Raw genomic sequence first — 23,488 nt, 5'->3', positions numbered from 1 at the left:
GATCAGGCTTCACCAAAATCTACAAGAACCGGTGCGGTGTCATAGATGATCCGCACCGATTGGAATCGGGTTTGATCCTCGGTCAATTCAAACAGGTCTACGCATTCAATCGTTTCAGGGTGCCCGTTTCGGATGGTGCGGGTGTAGTTGAAATGAACCGCCATCTGCGGCGCACCGGATGTGTCGGTAAAGGTGTTCTTGTGAAGGGTGGACCGGTCGCTCGTGATGTTCATCACGTTGGTATAGAAGTCCCGCGCCGGTTGCTTGCCCGATATCGGAGAGGTTGCCGTCGCGTCCTCGGCAAACAGGTTCAGCATCGTGGGCAGGTCGCCGCTTTCGATGGCTTGTAGGTAAAGCCGCGCCAGTTCATCCATCTGGTCCTTGTTAGACATCGCCAACCCTCCTGCTGGGCGGCACTGTAGCACAAAAAAGGCCCCGGTGGTTTCACCGGGGCCTTCATCATTTGAAAGTAGAACAGACTACTCTGCGTCTTCTTTCTTTTCTTTCTTCTCAGGAACGATCTCTTCGCCGGTTTCCTGATCGACAACTTTCATCGACAGGCGGACCTTGCCGCGATCGTCAAAGCCCAGCAGTTTGACCTTTACTTCCTGACCTTCCTTCAGAACGTCCGACGGATGGTTCAGGCGGCGGTTTTCAATCTGGGACACGTGGACCAGGCCGTCGCGCTTGCCAAAGAAGTTCACGAAGGCACCGAAGTCGACGATCTTGACCACTTTACCGGTGTAGATCTGACCTTCTTCCGGCTCGGCCACGATCGAATAGATCATGTCATAGGCCTTCTGGATCGATTCACCATCCGGCGAGGCGATCTTGATGACGCCGTCGTCGTTGATGTCGACCTTGGCACCCGAAACCTCAACGATTTCGCGGATGACCTTACCGCCCGATCCGATCACTTCGCGGATCTTGTCGGTCGGGATGTTCATGGTCTCGATGCGCGGAGCGTGGACCGAGAATTCGTTGGTCTCGGACAGGGCTTTGCCCATCTCACCCAGAATGTGCATCCGGCCCTCTTTGGCCTGTGCCAAAGCGGTTTCCATGATCTGCGGCGTGATACCAGCGACCTTGATGTCCATCTGCAGCGAGGTGATGCCGTTTTCGGTACCCGCCACTTTGAAGTCCATGTCGCCCAGGTGGTCTTCGTCACCCAGAATGTCGGTCAGAACAGCGTACTCGCCGTCATCTTCCAGGATCAGACCCATGGCCACACCGGCAACTGGTGCTTTCAGCGGAACACCAGCATCCATCATCGACAGCGAACCGCCGCAGACGGAAGCCATCGAAGACGAGCCGTTGGATTCAGTAATCTCCGACACCACCCGTACGGTGTAGGGGAAGTCAGTCGGCGCAGGCAGAACCGCCTGCAGCGCGCGCCATGCCAGCTTGCCGTGGCCGATCTCACGACGGCCGGGCGAACCCACGCGGCCGACTTCACCAACCGAATAGGGAGGGAAGTTGTAGTGCAGCAGGAAGTTCGATTTGAAGTTGCCATGCAGCGCGTCGATGAACTGCTCATCGTCGCCGGTGCCCAGCGTGGTCACGGCCAGCGCCTGCGTTTCACCACGGGTGAACAGGGCGGAACCGTGTGTACGCGGCAGCAGCGAGGTTTCGGCTTCGATGGCACGAACATCGGTGGTCGAACGACCGTCGATGCGCTTGCCGCCTTTGACAACGTCACCGCGAAGGATGCCGGCTTCCAGCTTTTTCATCGCGGAACCCAGGTTCGCGTCTTCCAGCTGTTCCTCGGTCAGCGCTTCTTTGATCGCTTCACGGGCCGCGGCAACAGCGGCAGTGCGCTCTTGCTTGTCGGTGATCGCGAATGCGGCGCGCATCTGCTCTTCACCTGCTGCGGAAACAGCAGCGTAAAGCTCAGAGTAATCGGGGGCGACGAACTCAAACGGCTCTTTTGCGGTTTCTTCGGCCAGATCGATGATCAGATCCAAAACCGGCTGGATTTGCTCGTGCGCGAAGTTCACGGCACCCAGCATTTCAGCCTCGGACAGTTCGTAAGCTTCCGATTCCACCATCATCACGGCGTTTTTGGTGCCGGCAACAACCAGGTCCAGACGCTGTTCGGGATTCAGGCGCAGGTCCTGCATGTCGTCGACGGTCGGGTTCAGGACGTATTCGCCATCCACGAAACCAACGCGGGCACCGGCGATCGGGCCCATGAACGGCGCGCCGGAAATGGTAAGAGCAGCGGATGCCGCGATCATCGCAACGATGTCGGGGTCGTTGACCAGATCGTGGCTCAGCACGGTGCACATCACCAGAACTTCGTTTTTGAAGCCGTCAACGAACAGCGGGCGGATCGGACGGTCGATCAGACGCGCGGTCAGCGTCTCTTTCTCGGTCGGGCGCGCCTCGCGCTTGAAGAAGCCACCCGGAACTTTACCGGCGGCATAGTATTTCTCTTGGTAGTGGACGGTAAGCGGGAAAAAATCCTGACCGGGCTTTTGCTGCTTGGCAAAGGTCACGTTGGCCATGACGCTGGTTTCGCCCAGCGTGGCAATCACGGTGCCGTCCGCCTGACGGGCAACCTTGCCTGTTTCCAGTGTAAGCGTATCTTCGCCCCACTGCATAGATTTCTTAGTTACATCAAACATATGCGTATCCTAGAACGGAGCACTCCCGCCCCTGCGGGTCTCCGGTTTGCATGGCGGCCCCATTGCCGCCGACCCCACTTTATCTTCCATTCGAGTGCCGGGGTCAGGGCACAACGTCTCAGATACCCGCGCGCATACATGAGAATGCGTTGAAAGGAAAGGGGAACCGCTGCGATTGGCAGAAACGTGCAGACTGGAATTTAAGCACCCTGCGCTGCGCTTTTTTTGGGGCTGCGAAATGTCAGTTCCCAAGGGGCGTAAGATTCAAAAAAATGAATGAGTTTTGAAAAAACTGTATGCAGTGTAGACTGTTAACACTGAACCCACGGTCGAAGAGACGGGAATACGCCAAGGGGGTAACATACTCATATCCGTCAGCCGGCCGACTACCTTGGCGTTTGCAGCTTGCGAGCAAAGGGGCAAAGTATGGCTCAAACCAAGAAAATGCTGGATCCGGATCCGCGGATCTACGATTTCGAAACCGAGTATGAATTGGGTCAGGACAACGTCCGTCCATTCGGTTTAGATATCCACAACCCGGTTTTCCTGATCTCGAGTATTTTGATCTTTGCGTTCGTCTTGATCGCATTGGCCAATCAAGAGGCCGCGGCCGCCTTTTTTGGCTGGCTCAGGCCATGGCTCACCAGCACGTTTGACTGGTTCCTCGTCCTGTCAGTTAACGCCATCACCCTGTTCTGTCTGGTTCTGATCGTTCTGCCTGTCGGCAAAGTCAGGATCGGCGGCAAGGACGCCAAGCCTGACTATTCCTATGCCGGATGGATCGCGATGATGTTCGCCGCCGGTATTGGTATCGGTCTGCTGTTTTTCGGCGTGATGGAGCCGGTTTACTACAACTTTGCCGAAGGCGGGAACGCCCGGCCCCTGGGTATCGACATCGCAGTGCCCGGCAATGAGTATATTGGTATTGTTGGCACGATCCATCATTGGGGCCTTGAAGGCTGGGCGGTTTATGCCGCGGTTGGTTTAAGCCTTGCGATCTTTGCCTACAACCTTGACCTGCCTCTAACTTTGCGCTCGGCTTTCTATCCGCTTCTGGGTGAGCGTGTGTGGGGCTGGTGGGGTCATCTCATCGACACACTGGCGGTGTTTGCCACGCTGTTCGGTCTTACCACCTCTCTGGGTCTTGGGGCGCAGCAAGTTGCTGCTGGATTGTACGAGGTATTCGGTATCGAACCCAGTCCAACCGTCACTGTCCTGCTGATCATCGGCATTACGCTGATCGCGCTTGGTTCAGTCCTGCTGGGTATGGATGCGGGCGTGAAACGGCTAAGTGAGATCAACATGATCATGGCCGTTGGTCTGTTCCTTTTCGTCATCATTGTCACCGGAGTGGGTACAGCCATTTCGCGGTATTTCAACGTGATGGTGGATTACGTGACCCATCTGCCGGCACTGTCCAACCCGTTCGGGCGAGAAGACACCAGTTACTTCCACGGTTGGACGACCTTCTACTGGGCCTGGTGGATCGCGTGGTCGCCTTTTGTGGGCATGTTCATCGCCCGCATTTCCAAGGGCCGCACGGTGCGTGAGTTCATCCTCTGCGCGCTACTGGCCCCCACGGCGGTCTGCGCCCTGTGGATGTCGACCTTCGGCGGCGCCGCTATCGACATGCTGAATGCAGGCGGAGCCGAAGGCGTACGCGCCACTGTGATCGACAGCTATGCCCCCGAGGGCGCCCTGTTTGGGTTCCTAAAGGAACTGCCGCTTTATGGCATCATCGCGCCGATCGCCCTGATTTTGATTGTTGTGTTCTTTGTGACCTCATCGGATTCAGGTTCGTTGGTGATTGATACGATTACCGCCGGAGGCAAGATGGATGCGCCGGTGATCCAACGGGTGTTCTGGTGTACGCTCGAGGGTCTAGTGGCGATTGCTCTGCTCTTGGGCGGCGGTCTTGCGGCTCTGCAAGGGGCGGCAGTGTCGACAGGCATCCCGTTCACACTGGTGGTTCTGATGATGTGCTATTGCCTGTGGCTGGCATTGAAATCGGAAAAAGCCAAGATGTAGCAGCGTATCTTGTATGTAGGGCCTTCCAGCCCTGGCGACATGGCAACTCCAAAAAAAACGCCCGCTGTTTCGCGGGCGTTTTGATATCAGCTTGATCAGCTCTGATCTTAGCGGCGGATGCCCAGCTTTTTGATCAGGTCCTGATAGCGTGCTTCTTCCTTACCCTTCAGGTAGTCCAGCAGCTTACGGCGCTGGGCGACCATTTTCAGCAGACCGCGACGACCGTGGTTGTCTTTCTTGTGGGTCTTGAAGTGCTCGGTCAGGGTGGTGATGCGCGAGGTCAGGATGGCAACCTGGACTTCAGGCGAACCGGTGTCGCCCTCTTTGGTGCCGAATTCTTTCATGACGCGTGCTTTTTCAGCGGCAGTAATCGACATCGGGGTCTCCTTCAAAGGTTAGAGTTAATGGCGCAGGCCGGGATGTCGTCCAGCACAGGCCCATGGAGAAAACCGCACCGATTCCGATGCGGATGGGCGCGTATAGGCGCTTTTGGCGCGAATGGCAAAGGGATTCTGACGGCTCAGCCAGCGGGCAGGTATTCCGCCAATTCGGCCTCAGTCAGTAACTGGATGTCGTCCAACGTCAACCCGTCGGCCCCGAACAGATGCGCGACCTCGTGGCCGTTGAGGCTGACGCGGGTCAGGTTCTCATTCTCGGGGTCCTGCTCGATTTCGATCTCGGGAGGATTCTGATCTTCCCAGGTGATCAGAAGGCGGTCCTCACCGGGTTGAAAGCCCATCACGGTGATTTCGGAATTCTCCGTGTCGGCGATGATCTCATCCGCGCCTGCACCTCCGGTCGCGACGTCGCCATCTTTGGCCAGTATCGTGTCCTCCCCTGCGCCGCCGTTCAAATAGTCCGATTCGCCGTTATCCTCATCACCCAGCAGCAAGTCGTCGCCATCGCCGCCAAAGAGGGAATCTTCACCCTCACCGCCGGTCAGAGTGTCATCACCATAACCGCCATGCAGGGCATCATTGCCGTCTCCGCCGTTCAGATCATCGTCGCCCTGACCGCCATACAGCGCGTCGTTGCCTTCGCCGCCCTGCAATTGGTCGTCGCCGAAGTGACCGTAGAGCCTGTCATCGCCCTCATCCCCAAACAGGGTGTCATCGTCTGCCTCGCCATGCAGTAGGTCATTGCCCTGGCCGCCAAACAGAGTGTCCTCACCTTCGGCTCCGTGCATCACGTCGTCGCCATCGCCACCCATGATGTGGTCATCACCGCTATAGCCGTTGATCTGGTCCGTGCCGTCCTGCCCGGTTATGACATCGGCGTTGTCGCTTCCGGCGATCACCAGATCACCTTCATGTTCCGAGATCACCGTTCCGCCGGTGGTCGTGTCGTGGCTGTCCTGCGCCGGCTCGACGCTCTCGCCCACATCAAGGAACTCACCTTCGCCGATCTCGGTCTGGCTTTCGTCCTCCGCGCCCTCGTCCTGCTCATCTTCTTCGATGAACGCATCCCCAATGGCGTATGCCGCGCCGCCGACGGCGGCCAATCCGATCAACCCGGCCAGAAACATATCGAACCCTCCGAAAGAAATGAGACGCCTTGGCGGCACTGTTCCATTCGAACGGTTCATCGGTCAAAGCATAGCTGGCCGAGTGGTTAACCCTTTGTCACCAGAGTTCGGGCTGCTGTGTATAGGCGATGTAAAGCGGATGTTTGGGGTGCCCGGCTTTGGACAGGCCCAGATGAAACAGAGGTTGCCCGGTGCCGCGCAGCAGCGCCTCAACCGCCGGGCCGCGGTCCAGATGCGCGCCGTGGGTGCCCCAGGCGGCAATGACCTGATCGGCCCATGTTGCGCCGTCCAGAATGGCCGCGTCGTTTGCCGGACCGACCGGATCAGCGGCGGCGCGCATCTTGCGCGGATCGGTGTCGCGCCAGGCAAAGATGTTGGTGACCTGAAACGCCCCGAACCCCAGCGCCCGTGCGCGGCGTTCGCAACGCTCGACCGTCGGGTCATTCTGCACCTCGGTTGCGGTTGACGGGTTCAGCATCACAAACAGCGCCTTATGCCCTACCGGATCCCAAACACGGGTCAGGCTATAGCGGTACTTCTCGCAATCCGAGTAGACAGCGGTCGAGGGCGCATCGCCCTTGGTATGCGTTCGGGTGATCATGCCCTTCGCCTAACACGGAGTTCAGGTGACGAACACCCGGCTTGGGTGCAGCTCGCCGGATTTGTAGATGCCCACCGCTACGGCGTTGCCGTCGAGCGAGGCCCATGCCTCATCGCCATATTCCACGTCCGAAGCCAGAACCATGCCCGGATTGCCGTTGCGCAGACGGGTGGCACCTTCGGGTGTGCATTTCAGCTCGGGCAGGTCCGACAGGCCGGTTTCCAGCGGGTGCAGATAGTCGTCAAGCGCCTCGGTCTTGGCCATCTCGTCGATCTGTTCGATGGACAAGCCGTCCTCGGCCTCAAACGGGCCGGACCAGATGCGGCGCAGTTCTTTGACGTGGCCGTGGCATCCCAAAGCCTCACCCAGATCCCGCGCGATCGAGCGGACATAGCCGCCTTTGCCACAGGTCATCTCCAGCACCACATGGTCTTCATCAGGGCGGTCAACAAGGATCAGTTCTTCGACCCAGAGGGGGCGGGCGGACAGCTCCACCTCCTCGCCATCTCGGGCCATCTTATAGGCGCGTTGCCCGTCGATCTTCACGGCCGAGAACTTGGGCGGGACCTGCATGATATCGCCCAGAAACGGGGCGAGCGCCTGTTTGATATCCTCGTCCGAAGGGCGCGCATCGCTTTGCGCAATCACTTCGCCCTCGGCATCGTCGGTGTTGGTGGCCTGACCCAGACGTACGGTGAAGGTGTAGGCTTTCAGCGCATCAGTGATGTAGGGAACGGTTTTGGTCGCCTCCCCCAAAGCCACGGCCAAAACGCCGGTTGCTTCGGGGTCCAGAGTACCCGCATGGCCTGCTTTCTTGGCGTCCATCGCCCAACGCACTTTGTTGACCACTGCGGTCGAGGTCATGCCCGCAGGCTTGTCCACCACCAGCCAACCGGAAATGTTGCGGCCCTTGCGTTTGCGTCCCATCTTGCACCTTGCCTTTTGCTAAGGCGCGCGGGTTAGCGGATCGTTTTGCCGCTGTCAAACTCAGGGCGCGTCTTCGACGACGCCTACGATTGGCCCTAGTGAGAACCCGATATCCGACCGGTTGCTGGCGCGCTCATACATGCGCGAGATATTTCCATCGAGGAACAGCGCATTCGGCGTTTCCAGCACGTCGCGGAACAGCCTGCCGAACTCATGGAAGGTCACGTAATCCTCGGAAATCGCAAAGACCGTGCGGGTACCATCGGCACTGGTGCCCACACCGTTGCGAATGTAGCGCGAAGTCGAATCGGGCAGGAACCGGGGGTGCAGTTTGCCGTCGATCACCAGCATCGGGCCGGATTGGGTGGCAAATCGGCACTGCGGGGCCTGATCCACGAAAGTGAGCGTTTCCAACACGTCAGCGCGGCCCTCGCGAATGCAGAACACCCCGTTGGGCAACAATCCGAAATTGCCCGGCCCGGCATTCGGGATCACACGCATCTTCTCTTGCCCGTTTTCCACATAGTGGCCGACGGGCGAGCGGTCGTCGTGATACATGCCCGCATTCATCGCAAAGACCAGCCGTTTGCCTTCGGGCGCGAGCGTGTCGTTTACAGATGAGAAATGCCCAAGCAGTTCGCCTTCGTCATCGTTCAGAAACAGGCGTATGTCTTCCGAGGCATCGACCTCGCAGACCGTGTACCGCTTGTCCTCATGGGTAAGCTTTTCACAGGTGACCGCATGGGCCTGCGCGGCCCAGAGAACCGCGCCAAGTGTTACGAGTGCCCGGATCACTCGTCCAGATCGCGGCGCACCGCGTCCTGTTCGAACATACGGCGGGTGTCTTCCAGACGGTCAAACGTGTCATCCAGACGGAACCGCAGATCGGGTGAGAATTTCAGGTTCAGCTTTTTGCCGATCATGCGCCGTAGTTCACCCTTGTTACGGGCGAGCAGGTCGATCACATCCTCTTGGCCCTTGCCGCCCAGCGGCAGCACATAGGCGGTGGCGATCTTGAGATCGGGCGAGGTGCGGACCTCACCTACGGTAATCGACATACGGTTCAGGTCGGGGTCGTGGACATCTCCGCGCGCCAGAACTTCGGACAGGGTGCGGCGGATCAGTTCGCCGACACGCAGTTGCCGTTGGGACGGGCCGGGGCCATCGTGGAATTTGTTCTTTGCCATAAACCCCGATCTAAGCGCAAAGCAGGGCTTTGCCAAGCGGGCGCGAACCGGGTAGGAGGCTTTGAGCCGACTTAGCGAAAAGGACCAGCGCAATGACCCATATTCCGGGGATCGTTATCACAGGGGCTTCGGGCCGTATGGGGCAGATGCTGATCAAGACCGTGACTGATAGCGATCAGGCCCGTCTGGTTGGTGTAGTCGAGCGCGCGGGCCATGACTGGATCGGTCAGGACGTGGGCACCGCCATGGGCGGCCCCGCGCTGGGCGTGACTGTGACGGACGATCCGCTGGAGGCGTTCGCACAGGCGCAGGCCGTGATCGACTTCACCGCGCCCGAAGCGACGCTGGAGTTTGCTGCTTTGGCCGCGCAGGCGCGGTGTGTGCATGTGATCGGCACCACCGGCATGACCGAAGAACAGATCGCTGCCCTCGAGCCTGCCTCGCGCCATGCGGTGATCGTGCGGGCGGGGAATATGAGCCTTGGTGTCAATCTGCTGGTGCAACTGACCAAAAAAGTTGCCGCTGCGCTGGATGAGGATTTCGACATCGAAGTCATCGAAGGCCATCACCACCATAAGGTCGATGCGCCCTCGGGCACTGCGCTGATGCTGGGTGAAGCCGCTGCCGAGGGGCGTGGTGTCAAGCTGCCGGATGTGGCCGACCGGGGCCGCGATGGCATCACCGGCGCCCGTAAACGCGGAGACATAGGCTTCCACGCCATTCGCGGCGGAGACATCGTGGGCGAACATGACGTCCTGTTCGCTGCGCCTGGCGAACGGATCGTCCTGCGCCATCTGGCCACCGACCGCGCAATATTTGCCCGCGGTGCGCTGAAAGCCGCGCTCTGGGGGCAGGGCAAGGCACCGGGTCAGTATGACATGGTGGATGTGCTGGGGCTCTAAACCAACACAACCAATGAGATTTTCTGAACATGGGCTTTACCTGACACCGGGACTCGATCCATGCTTGCTTCGTAAGGCAAGGGGGAAGAGTGCTTTGGTCAAGTCTGTTGCAGGGGCGTTTCTGCTTTCGCTGGCCGCTGGTAGCGTTTTGGCCGAAGACCAACAGGTGGTTTGCACGGTCGAGGGCTGCAAGGAAATCACGTTGCAAAAGCCCCGCTTCAGCGAATCCAGCGCGTTTTCGGTGCAGCAAGTTTGGGGTGTGGTGGACAGCATCCTGGCCGTGTCCGGCCTGTTGCCGAATTTCGAGGTGCTTGAAACCACCGAGGTCGATAACGCAGCGGCTGTAATCTTCAAAGAACAACGGTACTTGGCATTCAACCCGGACTGGCTGTCGCAATACGAAGCGGACCCGAACGCCTATTGGCAGCTTTATGGTGTGATCGCCCATGAGGTCGGTCATCATCTTCAGGGACATACGATCATCGAAGGAGGGTCGCGCCCGCCCACCGAATTGGAGGCAGATGAATATGCCGGATTCGTTCTCGCTGCACTTGGGGCCAACCTGACGCAGGCTCAGTCCCTGTGGGAGACCTTGCCCGCACAAGGGTCAGCGACCCATCCGCCCCGCCATCAGCGCCTTGCAGCGGTTGAGCGCGGATGGCTGCGACGCACTGGGCAGGCACCATCCACTGCGACGCCAACGGCTCAGCCGCCTGCGCCCGAAGTGCCACCGCCACCGGGTTGGCTTATGAACAGCTGCACCGGTATTTCGGTTGCCGGGCAGTGGGCGGATTTGTGTTTCAGTTCAGTTTTGAAGGCACAGGGCAGCAACAACTATGGCCCTCGAAATGTGACGGACCAGGATCACCGCACCGCTTGGGTGGAAGGCGCGCCGGGGCATGGGTACGGTGAAGCATTCGTTCTGGCTTTTGATTCACCCACGCAGATCAACCGCTGGGCAATTCGGAACGGCTATGCCAAATCTGAACGGACCTTCATCCGCAACAGTCGTGTGCGCGAGCTGAAGTTGAGCTTTTCGAATGGTTCCACGACGTCTTTCACCATTGACGACACATCTGACTGGCAAGAGACCAGTGCTTTGGCCAACTATGGTGCCGTATCCTGGGTCGTGTTCGAGATCACCGATGTCTACCCCGGCACGCATTATCAGGACACGGCGATTACCGAGCTTGTCTTCGAGTGATCGTCAAAGATCCTTAACCTTGTCCGCGCGCAGCGGGCAGGCGAGATAGACGCCGAATTCTTTGCCGATATCTGCGCTGACGCGGGCGTGAACCGCGCCTTGCCGGTCGAGAAAGCGCTGGTTGTCTTCGACCGGGAAAATCCCCTCATGCCAAATGCCGGGATGGATATAGAGGCCGCGAGACCCATCGCACCAGAACGCCACCACTTTGTCTGGCGTCAGATTATCGCCGGGCAAGGCGGCGGGGATGATGAAGGGCTTGTTGTCCAGCGGCCAGAACATCTGTCCACCGTCTGGGTGATAGTTCATGTGCCACAAAAGGACTTGATCGCGCGGTGCGCTCTGCCGCTCGACCTGTGCCTGCTGAGGATCAGTTGACCAACCCAGTACATAGTGGCCGCCCACCGCCTCATTACGGCCGTAGAGGACATCGCCTTTCCACTGCCCATGGAACGTGCCTTCGACCCAGCCGGCTTCATCTCCGGTGCCTTCGTCGATGGGCCGCCAGCCTTGCTGCGGCCAGCGGGTGATCTCGATCTCGAACCCTTCGGGGTCATCGACCAGACAGCCATAGCCTTTGACCGAAGCGTCCGTGGCGCGGATCAGAGGAACCTCGTGCCACGCAGCGAGGGTTTGGTGCTGGCTTCAAAGATATATTCCGGGGCGTTCATGGCGTACCCATATGCTTGTCGACCATACGCTGCACCATCGGGGCGAAATGTGCAAAGTCAGGGGTTTCCATATCCGCGCGCTTTCCGGCCTCATCGAGATATCGCACCTGAATGATCTCTTTAAGGTTCGGGTTGGCCTCGAACGCGGTCACTTCCTCGGAACTCATCGGGCCGCCTTGCAGTTCCAGCGTGTGGACCGAGGCGGCGGACAACCGGTTGAAATACTCGGGCTTTGTGGCGCAAAGATACCGTTTGGCCGCCACATGGTAGCGGCAGCAATCGGTGATGACGGACGGAAAGAACTGCTCAAGTACTTCGGCGCCTGCATCTTCGTGATGGCGGTCCTCGGTGTCATCAGGATGATAGGTTCCGAATTCCGAGGTGAAATGGCCGATGTCATGCAGGAGAGCTCCCACAATGATCTCTTCGGGCATGCCGTTTTGTTCGGCGATGGTGGCCCCTTGCAGCATGTGCTCGGCCATGGTCACGGGCTCGCCCAGATATTCCTCGCCACCACGGCGGTCGAAGACATCGCCGATGAAGGCCACGATGTTGTCGCGGTTCAGGGTCGTGAAATCGGGTTTCATTCCGCCGCCTCCGGTTGCGCCATGTCCATAGCGGCCAGAGTGGACAGCAACCCGTCCTTATCGGCGTAGCAGCCCTGCAGCCACCGCGACCCTGCGCCCGAGTAGCCAAGTCGCGCATGCAGCACGCGGGTGTTGTCGACGATGAAGCTCTCGCCCGGTTCAAGCTTGAACGACACGCCCATCGCAGGGTCGTCGATGATGTCCCCCAGCTGGCGGTAGGCGGCGTAATAGGCCTCCATCTTGTCGAAGGGCACATCCACAAAGGGCGCGGAGGAGCGATTGTTGAACCGGATGCCGATGATTTCGCCATCGGGTGACAGCTCGATCATCGGACGGCGTGAGCGCAGGCAAACCCCGTCCGAACCTTTGTATTCGAACCGCGCCGGGAAGCCTGCCAACAACGCAAAGCCCTCGGGGTTCTGGTCGCGCAGCTTTTCTGCGGCGCGGAACCCGTCAACGACGATCGAGTCGCCGCCCTCGGCGCTGTTTTCAAGACAGTAGAGGATTTGCAGCGTCGGCACCGGATCGCGATAGGGATTGTCGGTATGGGCCTGCAACCCGAGCCCGGTATAGGCGAGGTTGGTCGGGTTCACCTCGGTCCGGACCTCGAAATAGGGGCCGTAGTTGGTCTCACGCACATAGCCGAACAGGTCGGCCACTTTCAGAAGCGATTCGGGCTCGGTCGGGCCGTCGGTCAGTTTGGCAAAACCGTATTCGGCCACAGCCGCCAGCCAGTTGCGTTTGGCGCTCGGGTCGGCGTGAACCGCGTTCCAGTCGCCGCTTGGGGCCGTGATACCGCTCTCCCATGTGGTGATGCCGGGGGCGATGCGCCCGAACGGGGCGCTTTGATCGCGATCGTAAACATGATCGGCCAGCCATGCGGCGGGGAAGGTGACGGTTTTACCTTCCGGCTGGAAGGTGACGCTCAGGTCACCGTCGATCACCTCGGCCGCGCTGACTGAGGTGTTTTCGGGAATGTCGCCAATGGTGATCAGACGCTGCCCGTTGCCCGGCGCGCGGGTGTCCGGGTCAAGCGCGTTGTCGCGCAACCAAATGGCATGAAATCGGGTTGAGGTTCCGTCGGTGAATTCAATAGTCACAACCGAAGGGTCATAGGTGGCGGTGCGCAGCATGAGGTCTCTCCTGTTCAGCGCGGGCTTTACTTGAAGTGGATACGCCCCCCGTGCCATTATCACAATTAATGCTTATTTCGTCTGAGGGTTGGTTTTTCTAATGGCTAAGGAAAAGATCGGTTTGCCGCCTCTTGACTGGCTGCGGGTGTTCGAGGCGGCTGGTCGACTGGGCGGTTTCTCGGCCGCTGCACGTGAGTTCGGTTTGACGCAGGCCGCGGTCAGCCAGAGGATTGGCAACCTTGAGGCCTGGCTAGGGCGTACGCTTTTTGTGCGCGAGGCGCGGGGCGTGTCGCTGACCATCGAAGGCGAAAGCTATCTGCCGCTGGTGCAGGACAGCCTGCAGGCGCTGGAGCGCAACACCGAAGACCTGTTCGGCAAATCCCCGCGCGAGCTGCGGGTCGCGGGGCTTTCCTCACACATCCACGCACTGGTTCTGCCAGCCTTGCCTGCCTTTCTGAACATGCGGCCCAAGGCGCGGGTGATGACGGATTCGGTGACACGCAGAACGTCGCTGGAGGAAGAGCGGACATGGCTGCAAATCCGCTACGGTCGCGGTGTCTGGCCGGGGCGCAAGGCCAAGCTGATCGCGCCCGAGGTGCTGGCCCCGATGGCCGCGCCGGAAGTGACTTGGGGCGCGCCCGTGATTGATCTGCGGGGCGAGCGGCCCGGCTGGCAGGACTGGGCGCAGGGCGCGGGGATCAAGGACCTGCCGCAGGGCCGGATCAGTTTTGATTCCGTCGGGCACGCGATGAAGGCAGCGCGGCAGGGGTTGGGGGTTGTTCTGGGATCAGTGCCCCTCGCTGCTGAAAGCTTGCAGTCGGGGCGTTTGCGCAGGCTGGACCTGCCAGAGCTGAAGACCAAGGATGGCTATTGGCTGACATGGCCTGAGGATCGGGCCAAATCGAAAAAGCAACGCGCGTTGTTGGATGATTTCCTGCAAGCGCTGCGGGGGTAAACCATCAGAAGTCGATGGCGATGCCCTTTTTCTCCCAATCGCCGTAGCGCGCCGGGTCTGGTCCGTCACGTCCGCCCAGCTCTTTCGGCATGTCTTTTGCCTCGGCTTCGGCCTTGCGGCGGCGCTCGGCGGCCTCGGCCAGTGCGCGCTGGGCTGCGGGCGGCAGATCTTTGGTATCGTCACTCATGACATCGGGTTCCTTTCCGGTCACGGTCTTGATATACGCCACCGTCCGCCAAAGGCAATGCGGACCACAAGCACATCAAAAGGCGGTTCCATGTCCGACAATTCAACGGCGGCGCGACGCAGCGCGATCTATCTGCTGGATCAGATTTTGGGCGAAGGGCGGCTTTTGTCCGAATGTCTGGCCGCAGGCGCGCTGGACCGTCTGGCCCCGGAAGACCGGGCACGGGCGCAGCGCCTGACGCTGGAAACCCTGCGCGGGCTCGAGCGCGCGGACCGGCTGCTCGACAATCACCTAAACCGTACCCCCGCGCTGACCGTCCACAATGCATTGCGTCTGGGCGCGGTCGAGCTATGCCATGGCGAGGCCGCCCATGGTGTGGTGAATTCCATGGTCGAAATTGTTGCCCGCTCGCGCAAGCATGGTCGCCTTAAGGGATTGGTCAATGCAGTGCTGCGCAAGGTAGCCGCCGAAGGGCCAGACGCGTGGCCCAAGATGCGCGTGCCACGCTTGCCGGACTGGCTGCGTGATCCGCTGGTCATGGCTTGGGGGGCAGAGGCCGTTTCTGGTATGGAGCAAGCGCATTTCGCAGCCGCCCCACTGGATCTGACGGCCAAACCGGGGGCGGATGCGCCGGGTATAGCTCTGCCGACCGGGTCAATGCGGGTGCAGGATGCGGGGCAGGTTTCGGCCTTGCCGGGCTACAACTCGGGCGATTGGTGGGTGCAGGATGCGGCGGCGGCGATGCCGGTGCGCGTGCTGGCCCCGCAGGCTGTTGAGAAAATCCTCGACCTTTGCGCCGCGCCGGGGGGCAAGACGCTACAATTGGCCGCTGCTGGTGCCGAGGTGACGGCGCTGGATATCTCGGAGCAGCGGTTGGAACGGGTACGCGAAAACCTCACGCGCACCGGGTTGGAGGCAAGCGTTATCGCGGGCGACGCGCTGGAACATCAGGGTCAGTATGATGCGATCTTGCTGGACGCGCCCTGTTCGGCAACCGGTACGATCCGCCGCCACCCGGATCTGCCCTTTGCCAAGGATGGCTCGGAGTTCGGCGGTCTGATCGAGTTGCAGACCCAGATGCTGGCCCATGCCTGGAGCCTGCTCAAACCGGGCGGGCGGTTGGTCTATTGCACCTGCTCTTTGCTGCCTGACGAGGGCGAGGTGCAGGTCGAAGAGGCGCTGGACATGTACCCGGACATGACCGTGGATCGCGACGCGCTGACCCTCGATGGGGTCGAGCCGGAGTGGATCACCGAGGAAGGCGGCCTGCGTCTGCGGCCCGATTATTGGCCGGATCGCGGCGGGATGGATGGATTCTACATCGCCTGTCTGAACAAATCCGCCTGAGCGCATGCTTTTCGATGACTTGACGATCGGCGCGGTCTATCGTTGGGTCTCAAGCGCCAGCAGAGCGCAAGAGGCAGAGTAACGAGCGTCATGTCAGATACGGACACCATGACCAGCCGATGGATGCGGTTCCAGAACCGTCTCTATGCGCGCCTGAGCCAGCGGCAAAAGGCGGTCACGGGGTTTGTCACGCAGCCTGAACCGCGCACCGTCGGGTCTTTTGCCCGTGGTCGTCAGCTGGTGGCGGGCAATCTGCTGTTCTCCGGATATCTCGTCGAGGCGCAGGATACTGGCCTGTGGGAAGTCACAGCCCCCAGTCTGGGCTTTGACGATGAGAGGCACGGCTTCGCCTGGCTGGATGATCTGGCGGCCGTCGGTGATATGCGGGCGCGAGACAAGGCGCAGCGCTGGGTCTGGGGCTGGATCGAGGTGCATGGGCGCGGGCAGGGCCCCGGATGGGTTCCCGATCTGACCGGACGGCGTGTCATGCGCTGGATCAACCACGCGTCCTTTTTGCTGCGGGGCGCAGATGAGGCGCAGAGCAAACTGTTTTTCCGGTCTCTCGCGCAACAAACATGGTTTCTGTCTAAACGCGCCCATGCCGCAACGCCGGGTTTGCCAAGGTTCGAGGCACTGGCTGGTCTGGTCCAGGCCGGGCTGGCTCTGCAGGGGCTGGAGGGGATGGCCGATCCCGCCCTGCGTGCGTTGGCGCGCGAATGCGAACGGCAAGTCGACAAACAGGGCGGGATCCCGACGCGCAACCCCGAAGAGTTGCTTGAGGTGTTTACGCTACTCGGCTGGACCTCCGCCGCCCTCAGCGATCTTGGGCGCGGCACGCCGGTGGCGCAGGCCGCAGCGATCAAGCGGATCGCGCCTACCCTGCGCAGTTTGCGCCATGCGGATGGAGCTCTGGCCCGGTTCCATGGCGGCGGACGCGGGATCGAAGGCCGGTTGGAACAGGCGCTGGCCCAAAGCGGGGTCAAGCACAAGGCGGCAACCGAATTGCCAATGGGCTTTGCCCGGCTGTCTGCCGCCCGCACGACCGTGATCGTTGATGCCAGCCCTCCGCCCGTCGGCGCGGCCTCGCTGAACGCGCATGCCTCAACCACGGCGTTCGAGCTGACCTCGGGCCGGCGTCCGCTGATCGTGAATTGCGGCTCCGGGGCCAGTTTTGGACTGGATTGGCGTCGGGCGGGACGAGCCACGCCGTCTCATTCCACGCTCTGTCTGGATGGATATTCCAGCGCGCGTCTCGCTAAACCTGTAACGGGCAGTGAGCGGCAGGCGCTGGTGGATGCGCCACAAGACGTCCCCGTGGATTTCGAGGACGCGTTCGAGGGCATCCGCTTCATGGTCGGCAATGATGGCTATACCAAGGTTTTCGGCCTGACCCACGCGCGCACGTTCGAGCTGCGCTTTGACGGGCGTGAGCTGACGGGCGAGGATATCCTGCTGACAACAAGCGACAAATCCAAGCGGCAGTTTGACAAGGCGATGGATGCCTCGGGTCTTTCAGGTGTCGGGTTTGATATCCGGTTTCATCTGCACCCGGATGTGGATGCGGCCGTTGATTTGGGTGGTTCGGCGGTGTCGATGGCCCTCAAAAGCGGTGAGATCTGGGTTTTCCGCCATGATGGCGTGGGAAAATTGTCCGTCGAGCCAAGCGTTTACCTTGAAAAAGGGCGTTTAAAGCCGCGCGCGACAAAACAGATCGTTCTATCTGGCCGCGCAATGGAGTATGCGACGCGCATCCAGTGGACGTTGAGCAAGGCGCAGGATACAGCCTATGCCGTGCGCGACATGCACCGGGACGAACCCGAATTCGACTGACGCCAAAAGGACCTTTGGACCCATGACCGACCTTCACCCCGTGCGCCGCGCGTTGCTTTCCGTTTCCGACAAGACCGGGCTGATCGAGCTGGGAAAGGCGCTGGCCGAGCGCGGGGTTGAGCTGCTGTCCACCGGGGGGACCGCCAAGGCCCTGCGCGATGCGGGGCTTGAGGTTCGGGACGTCAGCGAGATCACCGGCTTCCCCGAGATGATGGATGGTCGGGTCAAAACCCTGCACCCGATGGTTCATGGTGGCCTTTTGGCGCTGCGCGACAATGACAGCCACGTGGCGGCCATGGAAGAACATGGCATTGGTGCGATCGACCTGCTGGTCGTGAACCTCTACCCGTTCGAGGCGACAGTGGCCAAAGGGGCCGACTATGACACCTGCATCGAGAATATTGATATCGGCGGTCCGGCGATGATCCGCGCGGCGTCCAAGAACCACGCTTTTGTGAACGTGGTTGTGGATGTCGAAGATTATTCATCGCTGCTGGACCAGTTGGAAGAGAACTATGGCAAGACGTCCTATGGCTTCCGCCAATGGTTGGCTCAAAAGGCCTATGCCCGCACAGCGGCCTATGACACAGCTGTTTCGAACTGGATGGCTGATGCCCTACAGCTGGAGGCCCCCAAGCGCCGTGCCTTTGCCGGTGAGCTGAAACAGACCCTGCGCTATGGCGAGAACAGCCACCAGCAGGCGGCGTTTTATACCGATGGCACCAACCGCCCCGGCGTGGCGACCGCCTTTCAGCATCAGGGCAAGGAACTGAGCTACAACAACATCAACGACACCGACGCAGCCTTTGAGCTGGTTGCCGAGTTCAACCCTGCCGACACTGCCGCCTGCGCGATTATCAAACACGCCAACCCCTGCGGTGTCGCGACCGGAGCGACCTTGCTAGACGCGTATAAGTCGGCTTTCGATTGCGACCGGACCTCTGCCTTTGGTGGGATTGTCGCGCTGAACCAGCCTCTGGACGCGGAAACGGCGCAGGAGATCACTGGCATCTTCACCGAGGTCGTCATTGCCCCCGGTGCCTCGGATGAGGCCAAGGAGATCTTTGCCGCCAAGAAGAACCTGCGCCTGTTGACGACTGAGGGTTTGCCGGACGTGACCGCCGGTGGGAAAACCGTGCGTCAGGTGGCCGGTGGCCTTCTGGTCCAAGACAAGGATAACGGGTTTGTCGGAATGGATGACCTGAAAGTGGTCACCAAGAAGGCGCCGACCGACGAACAGATGCGAGACCTGCTGTTTGCTTGGAAAGTCGCCAAACACGTCAAATCCAACGCTATCGTCTACGTCAAGGACGGGGCGACCGTCGGGGTTGGCGCGGGCCAGATGAGCCGCGTCGACTCGGCGCTGATTGCGGCCAAGAAAGCCGAGCGTATGGCTGACGTGCTGGGACTGCCACAGTCGCTGACCATCGGCTCAGCCGTAGCCTCGGATGCGTTCTTCCCTTTCCCTGACGGTTTGATGGAGGCCGCAGAGGCCGGCGCCACTTGCGTGATTCAACCCGGCGGCTCGATGCGCGATGACGAAGTGATCGCGGCGGCGGATGAGGCCGGTTTGGCCATGGTCTTCACCGGCATGCGCCACTTCCGCCACTGATGCGCAGCCGTCTTCTGCTCTGGGCCGCAATCACGGCATTTCTGATCGACCAGATCAGCAAATATCTGGTCGTTCACGTGATGCGCGTGGCTGAGGGCAATATCGACGTTCTGCCGCCGCTGCTTGTTTTCAAATACGGCGAGAATCGCGGGATCAATTTTGGCCTTTTCCAAGGCAACTCAGATGCAGCGCGGTGGGTTCTGATTGGCATTTCCGTGGCCGTCTGTATCGCGGTTGCGATCTGGCTGTGGCGGTCGGCTCCGACCAAGGTGATGCTGCTGAGTGGCGGGCTGCTGATCGGCGGAGCGCTGGGCAATGTGGTTGATCGGGTGCTGTATGGCTATGTTTTGGATTTCCTGAACATGTCCTGTTGCGGCATCAACAATCCCTTCGTGTTCAATCTGGCCGATGTGTTCATCTTTGCCGGTGCCATCGGACTTGTGTTGTTTGACAGTAAAAAGCCCTCGTGACGCGCCCGAAGAGATGCGTTAAAAGCACCTGAAACAGGTTGGAGACTCTGATGCGGTTGTCGCGCGCCCTACTTGCCATGATCCTTGGTGCAGCCGTTGCAGGTTGCAACAACCCCGGCCTGCGCGATCTTGACCCTCCGGGGGAAGGGCCGGATGAGTTCTCCGTGCTGCCGGTCAAACCCCTGACCCAGCCGAAAGACTATGCGTTTCTGCCAGCCCCCACACCGGGCGGTGGCAACCTGACGGATCCGAACCCGAACGCAGACGCCGTAGTGGCCCTTGGGGGCAACGCGTCGGCGCTGAACCCGAATGCGGCGATCCCGTCGTCGGATGCCGCACTTGTAACTGCCTCAAGCCGCTATGGCGTGCCAGCAAACGCGCGCGCCGTGGTCGAGGCAGATGATGAAGCCTTCCGCAAGCGCCGTGGCCGTTGGACCGGTCTGCGCCTGTTCCCGGTCGATCGCTACCAGCAGGTTTACGAACGTCAGTCGATCGATCCCTTTGTCGAGACCGATGCAGCCCGTCGCATTGGGGTAGAGACTCCCTCTTCACCTCCGAATGAATAATTCTTTAACTTTCTGTCATCTCCCTTGATCCCGCCGGGCTCCACCGTAGTTTGAAGTCTAGAAACGAAACGGAGGATGCCCCATGGTTCGGGCTTTGGCACTATCTGCCGCCCTGATTGCAGCCACCCCGGTCCTGGCCGAGGACGGGAAAGAGGCGGTCACAACCTTCACTTTGGACAACGGCATGGATGTCGTTGTGGTCGAGGATCACCGCGCGCCGGTCGTGCAGCACATGGTCTGGTATCGCGCCGGATCGGCAGATGAGCCGATTGGGTCGTCCGGCGTGGCGCATTTCCTCGAACATCTGCTGTTCAAGGGCACCGATACTTTGGCACCGGGCGAGTTCTCGGCCACGGTTGCGGCCAATGGTGGCAATGACAACGCCTTCACCTCCTATGACTACACAGCCTATTTCCAGCGCGTCGCGGCCGACCGGCTGGAGCTGATGATGCAGATGGAATCGGACCGGATGCGCAATATTCGTCTGTCCGAAGACGATATTGCCACCGAACGCGACGTGATTTTGGAAGAGCGTAACCAGCGCACTGACAACAACCCGCGCGCACTGTTTGGCGAACAGATGAACGCAGCGCAGTACCTCAACCACCGCTACGGCGTCCCGATCATCGGCTGGCGGCATGAGATGGAGACGCTGGACATGGAGGACGCGCTCTCCTTCTACCAGACGCACTACGCCCCCAATAACGCCATCCTTGTCGTGACCGGAGATGTCGACCCGGACGAGGTGCGTAGTCTTGCGGATCAGTATTACGGTGTGATCCCGGCCAATCTGGACCTGCCGGAACGCGTCCGCTCGCAGGAGCCTCCGCAAACCGCGGAACGTCGCCTGACCTACAAAGACCCGCGTGTGTCGCAGCCCTATGTGCAGCGCAGCTATCTGGCCCCGGAACGCGATCCGGGCGCACAGGAGAAAGCGGCAGCCCTATTTCTGTTGGCCGAGCTTCTTGGGGGCGGCACGACCTCATATCTGAACGAGAAACTGCAATTCGAAGATCAAGTCGTTACCTATGCAGGCGCGTTTTACCGGGGGGTCTCGCTGGATGACACCACCTTTGACCTTTTGGTTGTTCCGGCCGAAGGTGTCTCGCTGCAAGATGCCGAGGATGCCATGGATCGTGTTGTGGCCGAGTTCATCGCCGAGGGCGTGAACGAAGAAGATCTTGACCGGATCAAGATGCAACTGCGCGCCTCGCAGACTTATGCCCGTGACAATGTGGACGGCATCGGCAACCGCTATGGTCGCGCCCTGACCAGCGGATTGACGGTTGAGGATGTGCAGGCCTGGCCCGACGTCCTGCAGGCCGTGACCGGGGATGAAATCATCGCCGCCGCCCGCGAGGTTCTGCAACTGGAAAGCTCGGTCACCGGCTGGCTGATGAAGGATGATGAGGTGACCCAATGAAACGCATCTTTGCAACCCTGATCGCCTTTGTCATCGCGCTGCCCGCATGGGCCGAGATTGAGATTGAGGAGGTCACCTCTCCCGGTGGAATCACCGCATGGTTGGTCGAGGATCACTCGATCCCCTTCGCAGCGCTCGAGCTGCGCTTTCGCGGTGGTACCTCGCTGGATGACCCGGACAAGCGCGGCGCGGTTTACCTGATGAGTGGCCTGATCGAAGAGGGCGCGGGTGATATGGACGCCCGCACCTATGCGCGCGAGTTGGAGTCGCTGGCCGCCTCATTCACCTATAATGCCGGGGACGACTCGGTTTCGATCTCCGCCCGCTTCCTGACCGAAAACCGGGATGAGGTGATTGATCTGCTGCGCACAACACTGCTTGAGCCGCGCTTTGACGAGGACGCGGTGGAACGTGTGAAGGCGCAGATCCTGTCCGGCCTGCGCTCGGACCAGACCGATCCTAACGATATAGCCGGTCGCAGCTTTGCCGCTATGGCTTATGGCGATCATCCCTACGGGTCTGAGGGCAAAGGCACACTTGAAACCGTGGCGGCGCTGACACGCGACGATGTAGTCACCGCCTATGACAGCGTATTTGCCAAGGATCGCCTCTATGTGGGCGCTGTCGGCGATATCACCGCCGAAGAGCTCGGCGCGCTGCTGGATACCTTGCTGCTGGACCTGCCAGAGACAGGCAAACCGATCCCGGAAAGAGCCGAGGTTCAGATCGAGGGCGGCGTAAGCGTGGTCGAATTCGACACGCCGCAATCCGTGGCGCTGTTCTCGCAGAAAGGGATCGACCGTGATGATCCCAATTTCTTCGCGGCCTTTGTTCTGAATCACATCCTTGGCGGCGGCGGTTTCGAAAGCCGCCTGATGCAAGAGGTGCGCGAAAAGCGCGGCCTGACCTACGGCGTCTATTCTTATCTGGCGCCCAAAGATCTGGCCTCGGTCTATTTGGGTTCAGTTTCGTCCTCCAATGACCGCATCGCCGAAGCCGTCGAGGTGATCCGCGACGAATGGGCCCGAGCAGCGTCCGAGGGTGTAACCCAGAAGGAGTTGGACGACGCCAAGACCTATCTGACAGGTGCCTATCCGCTTCGGTTTGATGGCAATGGGCGGATTGCCGGGATCATGGTCGGGATGCAAATGCAAGGTCTGCCGATCGACTATATCGCGACCCGCAACGACAAGGTGAATGCGGTGACGCTGGATGAGATCAACCGCGTGGCGTCCGAACTGCTGGACCCGGAGGGCCTGCACTTCACCATCGTCGGAAAACCCGAAGGGGTGGACGGCTGACGCCGTCCCCCCCTGCGCTTGCTGGGCAGGGTACCTATTAATAACGAGCGATGCGCCGCTTACCGGATCGGCAACTCTCCGCCTTAACTTACCGTTAACGCGTCTTGGCCATACTTTAGCCAGAAATGTCGAGAATTCTGTGATAATCGGAATATGAGATGAGATTCCCTTGGTCGTCATCTCTTGTCACAGCTAGGGATGGATAGTGACGCTATGGTAGTTGCGATTATGGGATTGGGCACAGTTGCGGGGTTGCTGACCTTTGCGGCAGCTTTGATTCTTGGCCAATCCCTACTCAGCGCCTTTGCACTTTACGTGGTCGCGGGCGTCCTGACCTCGCTGCTGGTCGCCGCAGGGATCTATTTCAGAAGCTCTTGAGGTAGCTGTAGCCGAAACAAAGCCCTA

24 protein-coding genes are annotated in these 23,488 nt (G+C 60.2%); 12 read left to right on the top strand and 12 right to left on the bottom strand.

From position 1 onward, the window contains the following. Positions 1-2: 2 nt before the first annotated feature. The gene (locus ACR0J4_RS18440; protein ID WP_170643661.1) at positions 3-392 is read right to left on the bottom strand and encodes a nuclear transport factor 2 family protein; all 390 of its coding nucleotides are present in this window, start codon (positions 390-392) and stop codon (positions 3-5) included. A gap of 87 nt (positions 393-479) precedes the next feature. Continuing rightward, positions 480-2,627 (bottom strand): polyribonucleotide nucleotidyltransferase, encoded by a 2,148-nt coding sequence (gene pnp, locus ACR0J4_RS18435; RefSeq protein WP_170643660.1) that lies wholly within the window; start codon positions 2,625-2,627, stop codon positions 480-482. 426 nt (positions 2,628-3,053) lie between these two features. Here pnp and ACR0J4_RS18430 point away from each other — a divergent pair, with 426 nt between their 5' ends. After that, positions 3,054-4,655 (top strand): BCCT family transporter, encoded by a 1,602-nt coding sequence (locus ACR0J4_RS18430; protein ID WP_170555456.1) that lies wholly within the window; start codon positions 3,054-3,056, stop codon positions 4,653-4,655. Positions 4,656-4,762: 107 nt separating this feature from the next. Here the strand turns inward: ACR0J4_RS18430 and rpsO are convergent, their stop codons facing one another. From rpsO to rbfA, 6 genes are all read right to left on the bottom strand, one after another. After that, positions 4,763-5,032, bottom strand: coding sequence for a 30S ribosomal protein S15 (rpsO, locus tag ACR0J4_RS18425; protein WP_170379357.1), 270 nt, complete (start codon positions 5,030-5,032; stop codon positions 4,763-4,765). A 143-nt stretch (positions 5,033-5,175) separates the two neighbouring features. Further along, positions 5,176-6,180, bottom strand: a complete 1,005-nt coding sequence (locus ACR0J4_RS18420) for a calcium-binding protein (RefSeq protein WP_170643734.1) — start codon at positions 6,178-6,180, stop codon at positions 5,176-5,178. Between the two features lie 97 nt (positions 6,181-6,277). Further along, on the bottom strand, positions 6,278-6,781 hold the full coding sequence (locus tag ACR0J4_RS18415) for a DUF1643 domain-containing protein (RefSeq protein WP_170643659.1): 504 nt from the start codon (positions 6,779-6,781) through the stop codon (positions 6,278-6,280). A gap of 21 nt (positions 6,782-6,802) precedes the next feature. Continuing rightward, entirely contained in the window at positions 6,803-7,708 is a 906-nt protein-coding gene (truB, locus tag ACR0J4_RS18410) for a tRNA pseudouridine(55) synthase TruB (protein WP_170643658.1), read from the bottom strand. 60 nt (positions 7,709-7,768) lie between these two features. Next, positions 7,769-8,503, bottom strand: coding sequence for a phosphodiester glycosidase family protein (locus tag ACR0J4_RS18405; RefSeq protein WP_170643657.1), 735 nt, complete (start codon positions 8,501-8,503; stop codon positions 7,769-7,771). Beyond that, complete coding sequence (gene rbfA, locus ACR0J4_RS18400; protein WP_170643656.1) at positions 8,500-8,895, bottom strand: 30S ribosome-binding factor RbfA; 396 nt, start codon at positions 8,893-8,895, stop codon at positions 8,500-8,502. Before rbfA ends, ACR0J4_RS18405 begins: the two co-directional genes overlap by 4 nt. Before the next feature lie 92 nt (positions 8,896-8,987). On the opposite strand from rbfA, the gene dapB reads away from it, so the two are divergent. Continuing rightward, the gene (dapB, locus tag ACR0J4_RS18395) at positions 8,988-9,797 is read left to right on the top strand and encodes a 4-hydroxy-tetrahydrodipicolinate reductase (protein WP_170643655.1); all 810 of its coding nucleotides are present in this window, start codon (positions 8,988-8,990) and stop codon (positions 9,795-9,797) included. A 94-nt stretch (positions 9,798-9,891) separates the two neighbouring features. Further along, positions 9,892-11,001, top strand: a complete 1,110-nt coding sequence (locus ACR0J4_RS18390) for an NADase-type glycan-binding domain-containing protein (RefSeq protein WP_170555468.1) — start codon at positions 9,892-9,894, stop codon at positions 10,999-11,001. 3 nt (positions 11,002-11,004) lie between these two features. Here the strand turns inward: ACR0J4_RS18390 and ACR0J4_RS18385 are convergent, their stop codons facing one another. The 3 genes from ACR0J4_RS18385 to tmpA all read right to left on the bottom strand — a co-directional run bounded on the left by ACR0J4_RS18385 (position 11,005) and on the right by tmpA (position 13,392). Continuing rightward, on the bottom strand, positions 11,005-11,406 hold the full coding sequence (locus tag ACR0J4_RS18385) for an ureidoglycolate lyase (protein WP_480668771.1): 402 nt from the start codon (positions 11,404-11,406) through the stop codon (positions 11,005-11,007). Between the two features lie 262 nt (positions 11,407-11,668). After that, a complete protein-coding gene (gene tmpB, locus ACR0J4_RS18380) occupies positions 11,669-12,259 on the bottom strand; it encodes a (R)-1-hydroxy-2-trimethylaminoethylphosphonate oxygenase (protein WP_170555472.1) in 591 nt (196 codons plus the stop codon). Continuing rightward, complete coding sequence (gene tmpA, locus ACR0J4_RS18375) at positions 12,256-13,392, bottom strand: 2-trimethylaminoethylphosphonate dioxygenase (protein ID WP_170555474.1); 1,137 nt, start codon at positions 13,390-13,392, stop codon at positions 12,256-12,258. Before tmpA ends, tmpB begins: the two co-directional genes overlap by 4 nt. A gap of 100 nt (positions 13,393-13,492) precedes the next feature. On the opposite strand from tmpA, the gene ACR0J4_RS18370 reads away from it, so the two are divergent. Beyond that, positions 13,493-14,347 (top strand): LysR family transcriptional regulator, encoded by an 855-nt coding sequence (locus tag ACR0J4_RS18370; protein ID WP_170643654.1) that lies wholly within the window; start codon positions 13,493-13,495, stop codon positions 14,345-14,347. 4 nt (positions 14,348-14,351) lie between these two features. Here ACR0J4_RS18370 and ACR0J4_RS18365 read toward each other — a convergent pair whose 3' ends face one another. Next, entirely contained in the window at positions 14,352-14,534 is a 183-nt protein-coding gene (locus tag ACR0J4_RS18365) for a DUF1674 domain-containing protein (RefSeq protein ID WP_170643653.1), read from the bottom strand. A gap of 90 nt (positions 14,535-14,624) precedes the next feature. On the opposite strand from ACR0J4_RS18365, the gene ACR0J4_RS18360 reads away from it, so the two are divergent. From ACR0J4_RS18360 to ACR0J4_RS18325, 8 genes are all read left to right on the top strand, one after another. Further along, entirely contained in the window at positions 14,625-15,881 is a 1,257-nt protein-coding gene (locus ACR0J4_RS18360) for a transcription antitermination factor NusB (protein WP_170643652.1), read from the top strand. Positions 15,882-15,971: 90 nt separating this feature from the next. After that, on the top strand, positions 15,972-17,711 hold the full coding sequence (locus ACR0J4_RS18355; RefSeq protein WP_170747415.1) for a heparinase II/III domain-containing protein: 1,740 nt from the start codon (positions 15,972-15,974) through the stop codon (positions 17,709-17,711). Between the two features lie 22 nt (positions 17,712-17,733). Next, positions 17,734-19,323, top strand: coding sequence for a bifunctional phosphoribosylaminoimidazolecarboxamide formyltransferase/IMP cyclohydrolase (purH, locus tag ACR0J4_RS18350; RefSeq protein ID WP_170747414.1), 1,590 nt, complete (start codon positions 17,734-17,736; stop codon positions 19,321-19,323). Next, entirely contained in the window at positions 19,323-19,793 is a 471-nt protein-coding gene (lspA, locus tag ACR0J4_RS18345; RefSeq protein WP_170482152.1) for a signal peptidase II, read from the top strand. The genes purH and lspA overlap by 1 nt, the downstream gene beginning before the upstream one ends. A 50-nt stretch (positions 19,794-19,843) precedes the next feature. Then, positions 19,844-20,359 carry a DUF3035 domain-containing protein gene (locus ACR0J4_RS18340; RefSeq protein WP_170555488.1) on the top strand — a complete coding sequence of 172 codons (516 nt, stop codon included), beginning with the start codon at positions 19,844-19,846 and terminating at the stop codon, positions 20,357-20,359. Positions 20,360-20,441: 82 nt separating this feature from the next. Beyond that, a complete protein-coding gene (locus ACR0J4_RS18335) occupies positions 20,442-21,782 on the top strand; it encodes a M16 family metallopeptidase (RefSeq protein ID WP_170643649.1) in 1,341 nt (446 codons plus the stop codon). After that, the gene (locus tag ACR0J4_RS18330; protein ID WP_170643648.1) at positions 21,779-23,083 is read left to right on the top strand and encodes a M16 family metallopeptidase; all 1,305 of its coding nucleotides are present in this window, start codon (positions 21,779-21,781) and stop codon (positions 23,081-23,083) included. Before ACR0J4_RS18335 ends, ACR0J4_RS18330 begins: the two co-directional genes overlap by 4 nt. 213 nt (positions 23,084-23,296) lie before the next feature. Next, positions 23,297-23,461, top strand: a complete 165-nt coding sequence (locus tag ACR0J4_RS18325; protein WP_170379318.1) for a hypothetical protein — start codon at positions 23,297-23,299, stop codon at positions 23,459-23,461. Positions 23,462-23,488 lie beyond the last annotated feature (27 nt).

It is taken from the genome of Ruegeria sp. B10, assembly GCF_056539825.1.
This window is presented reverse-complemented; position numbering and strand designations above follow the sequence as displayed.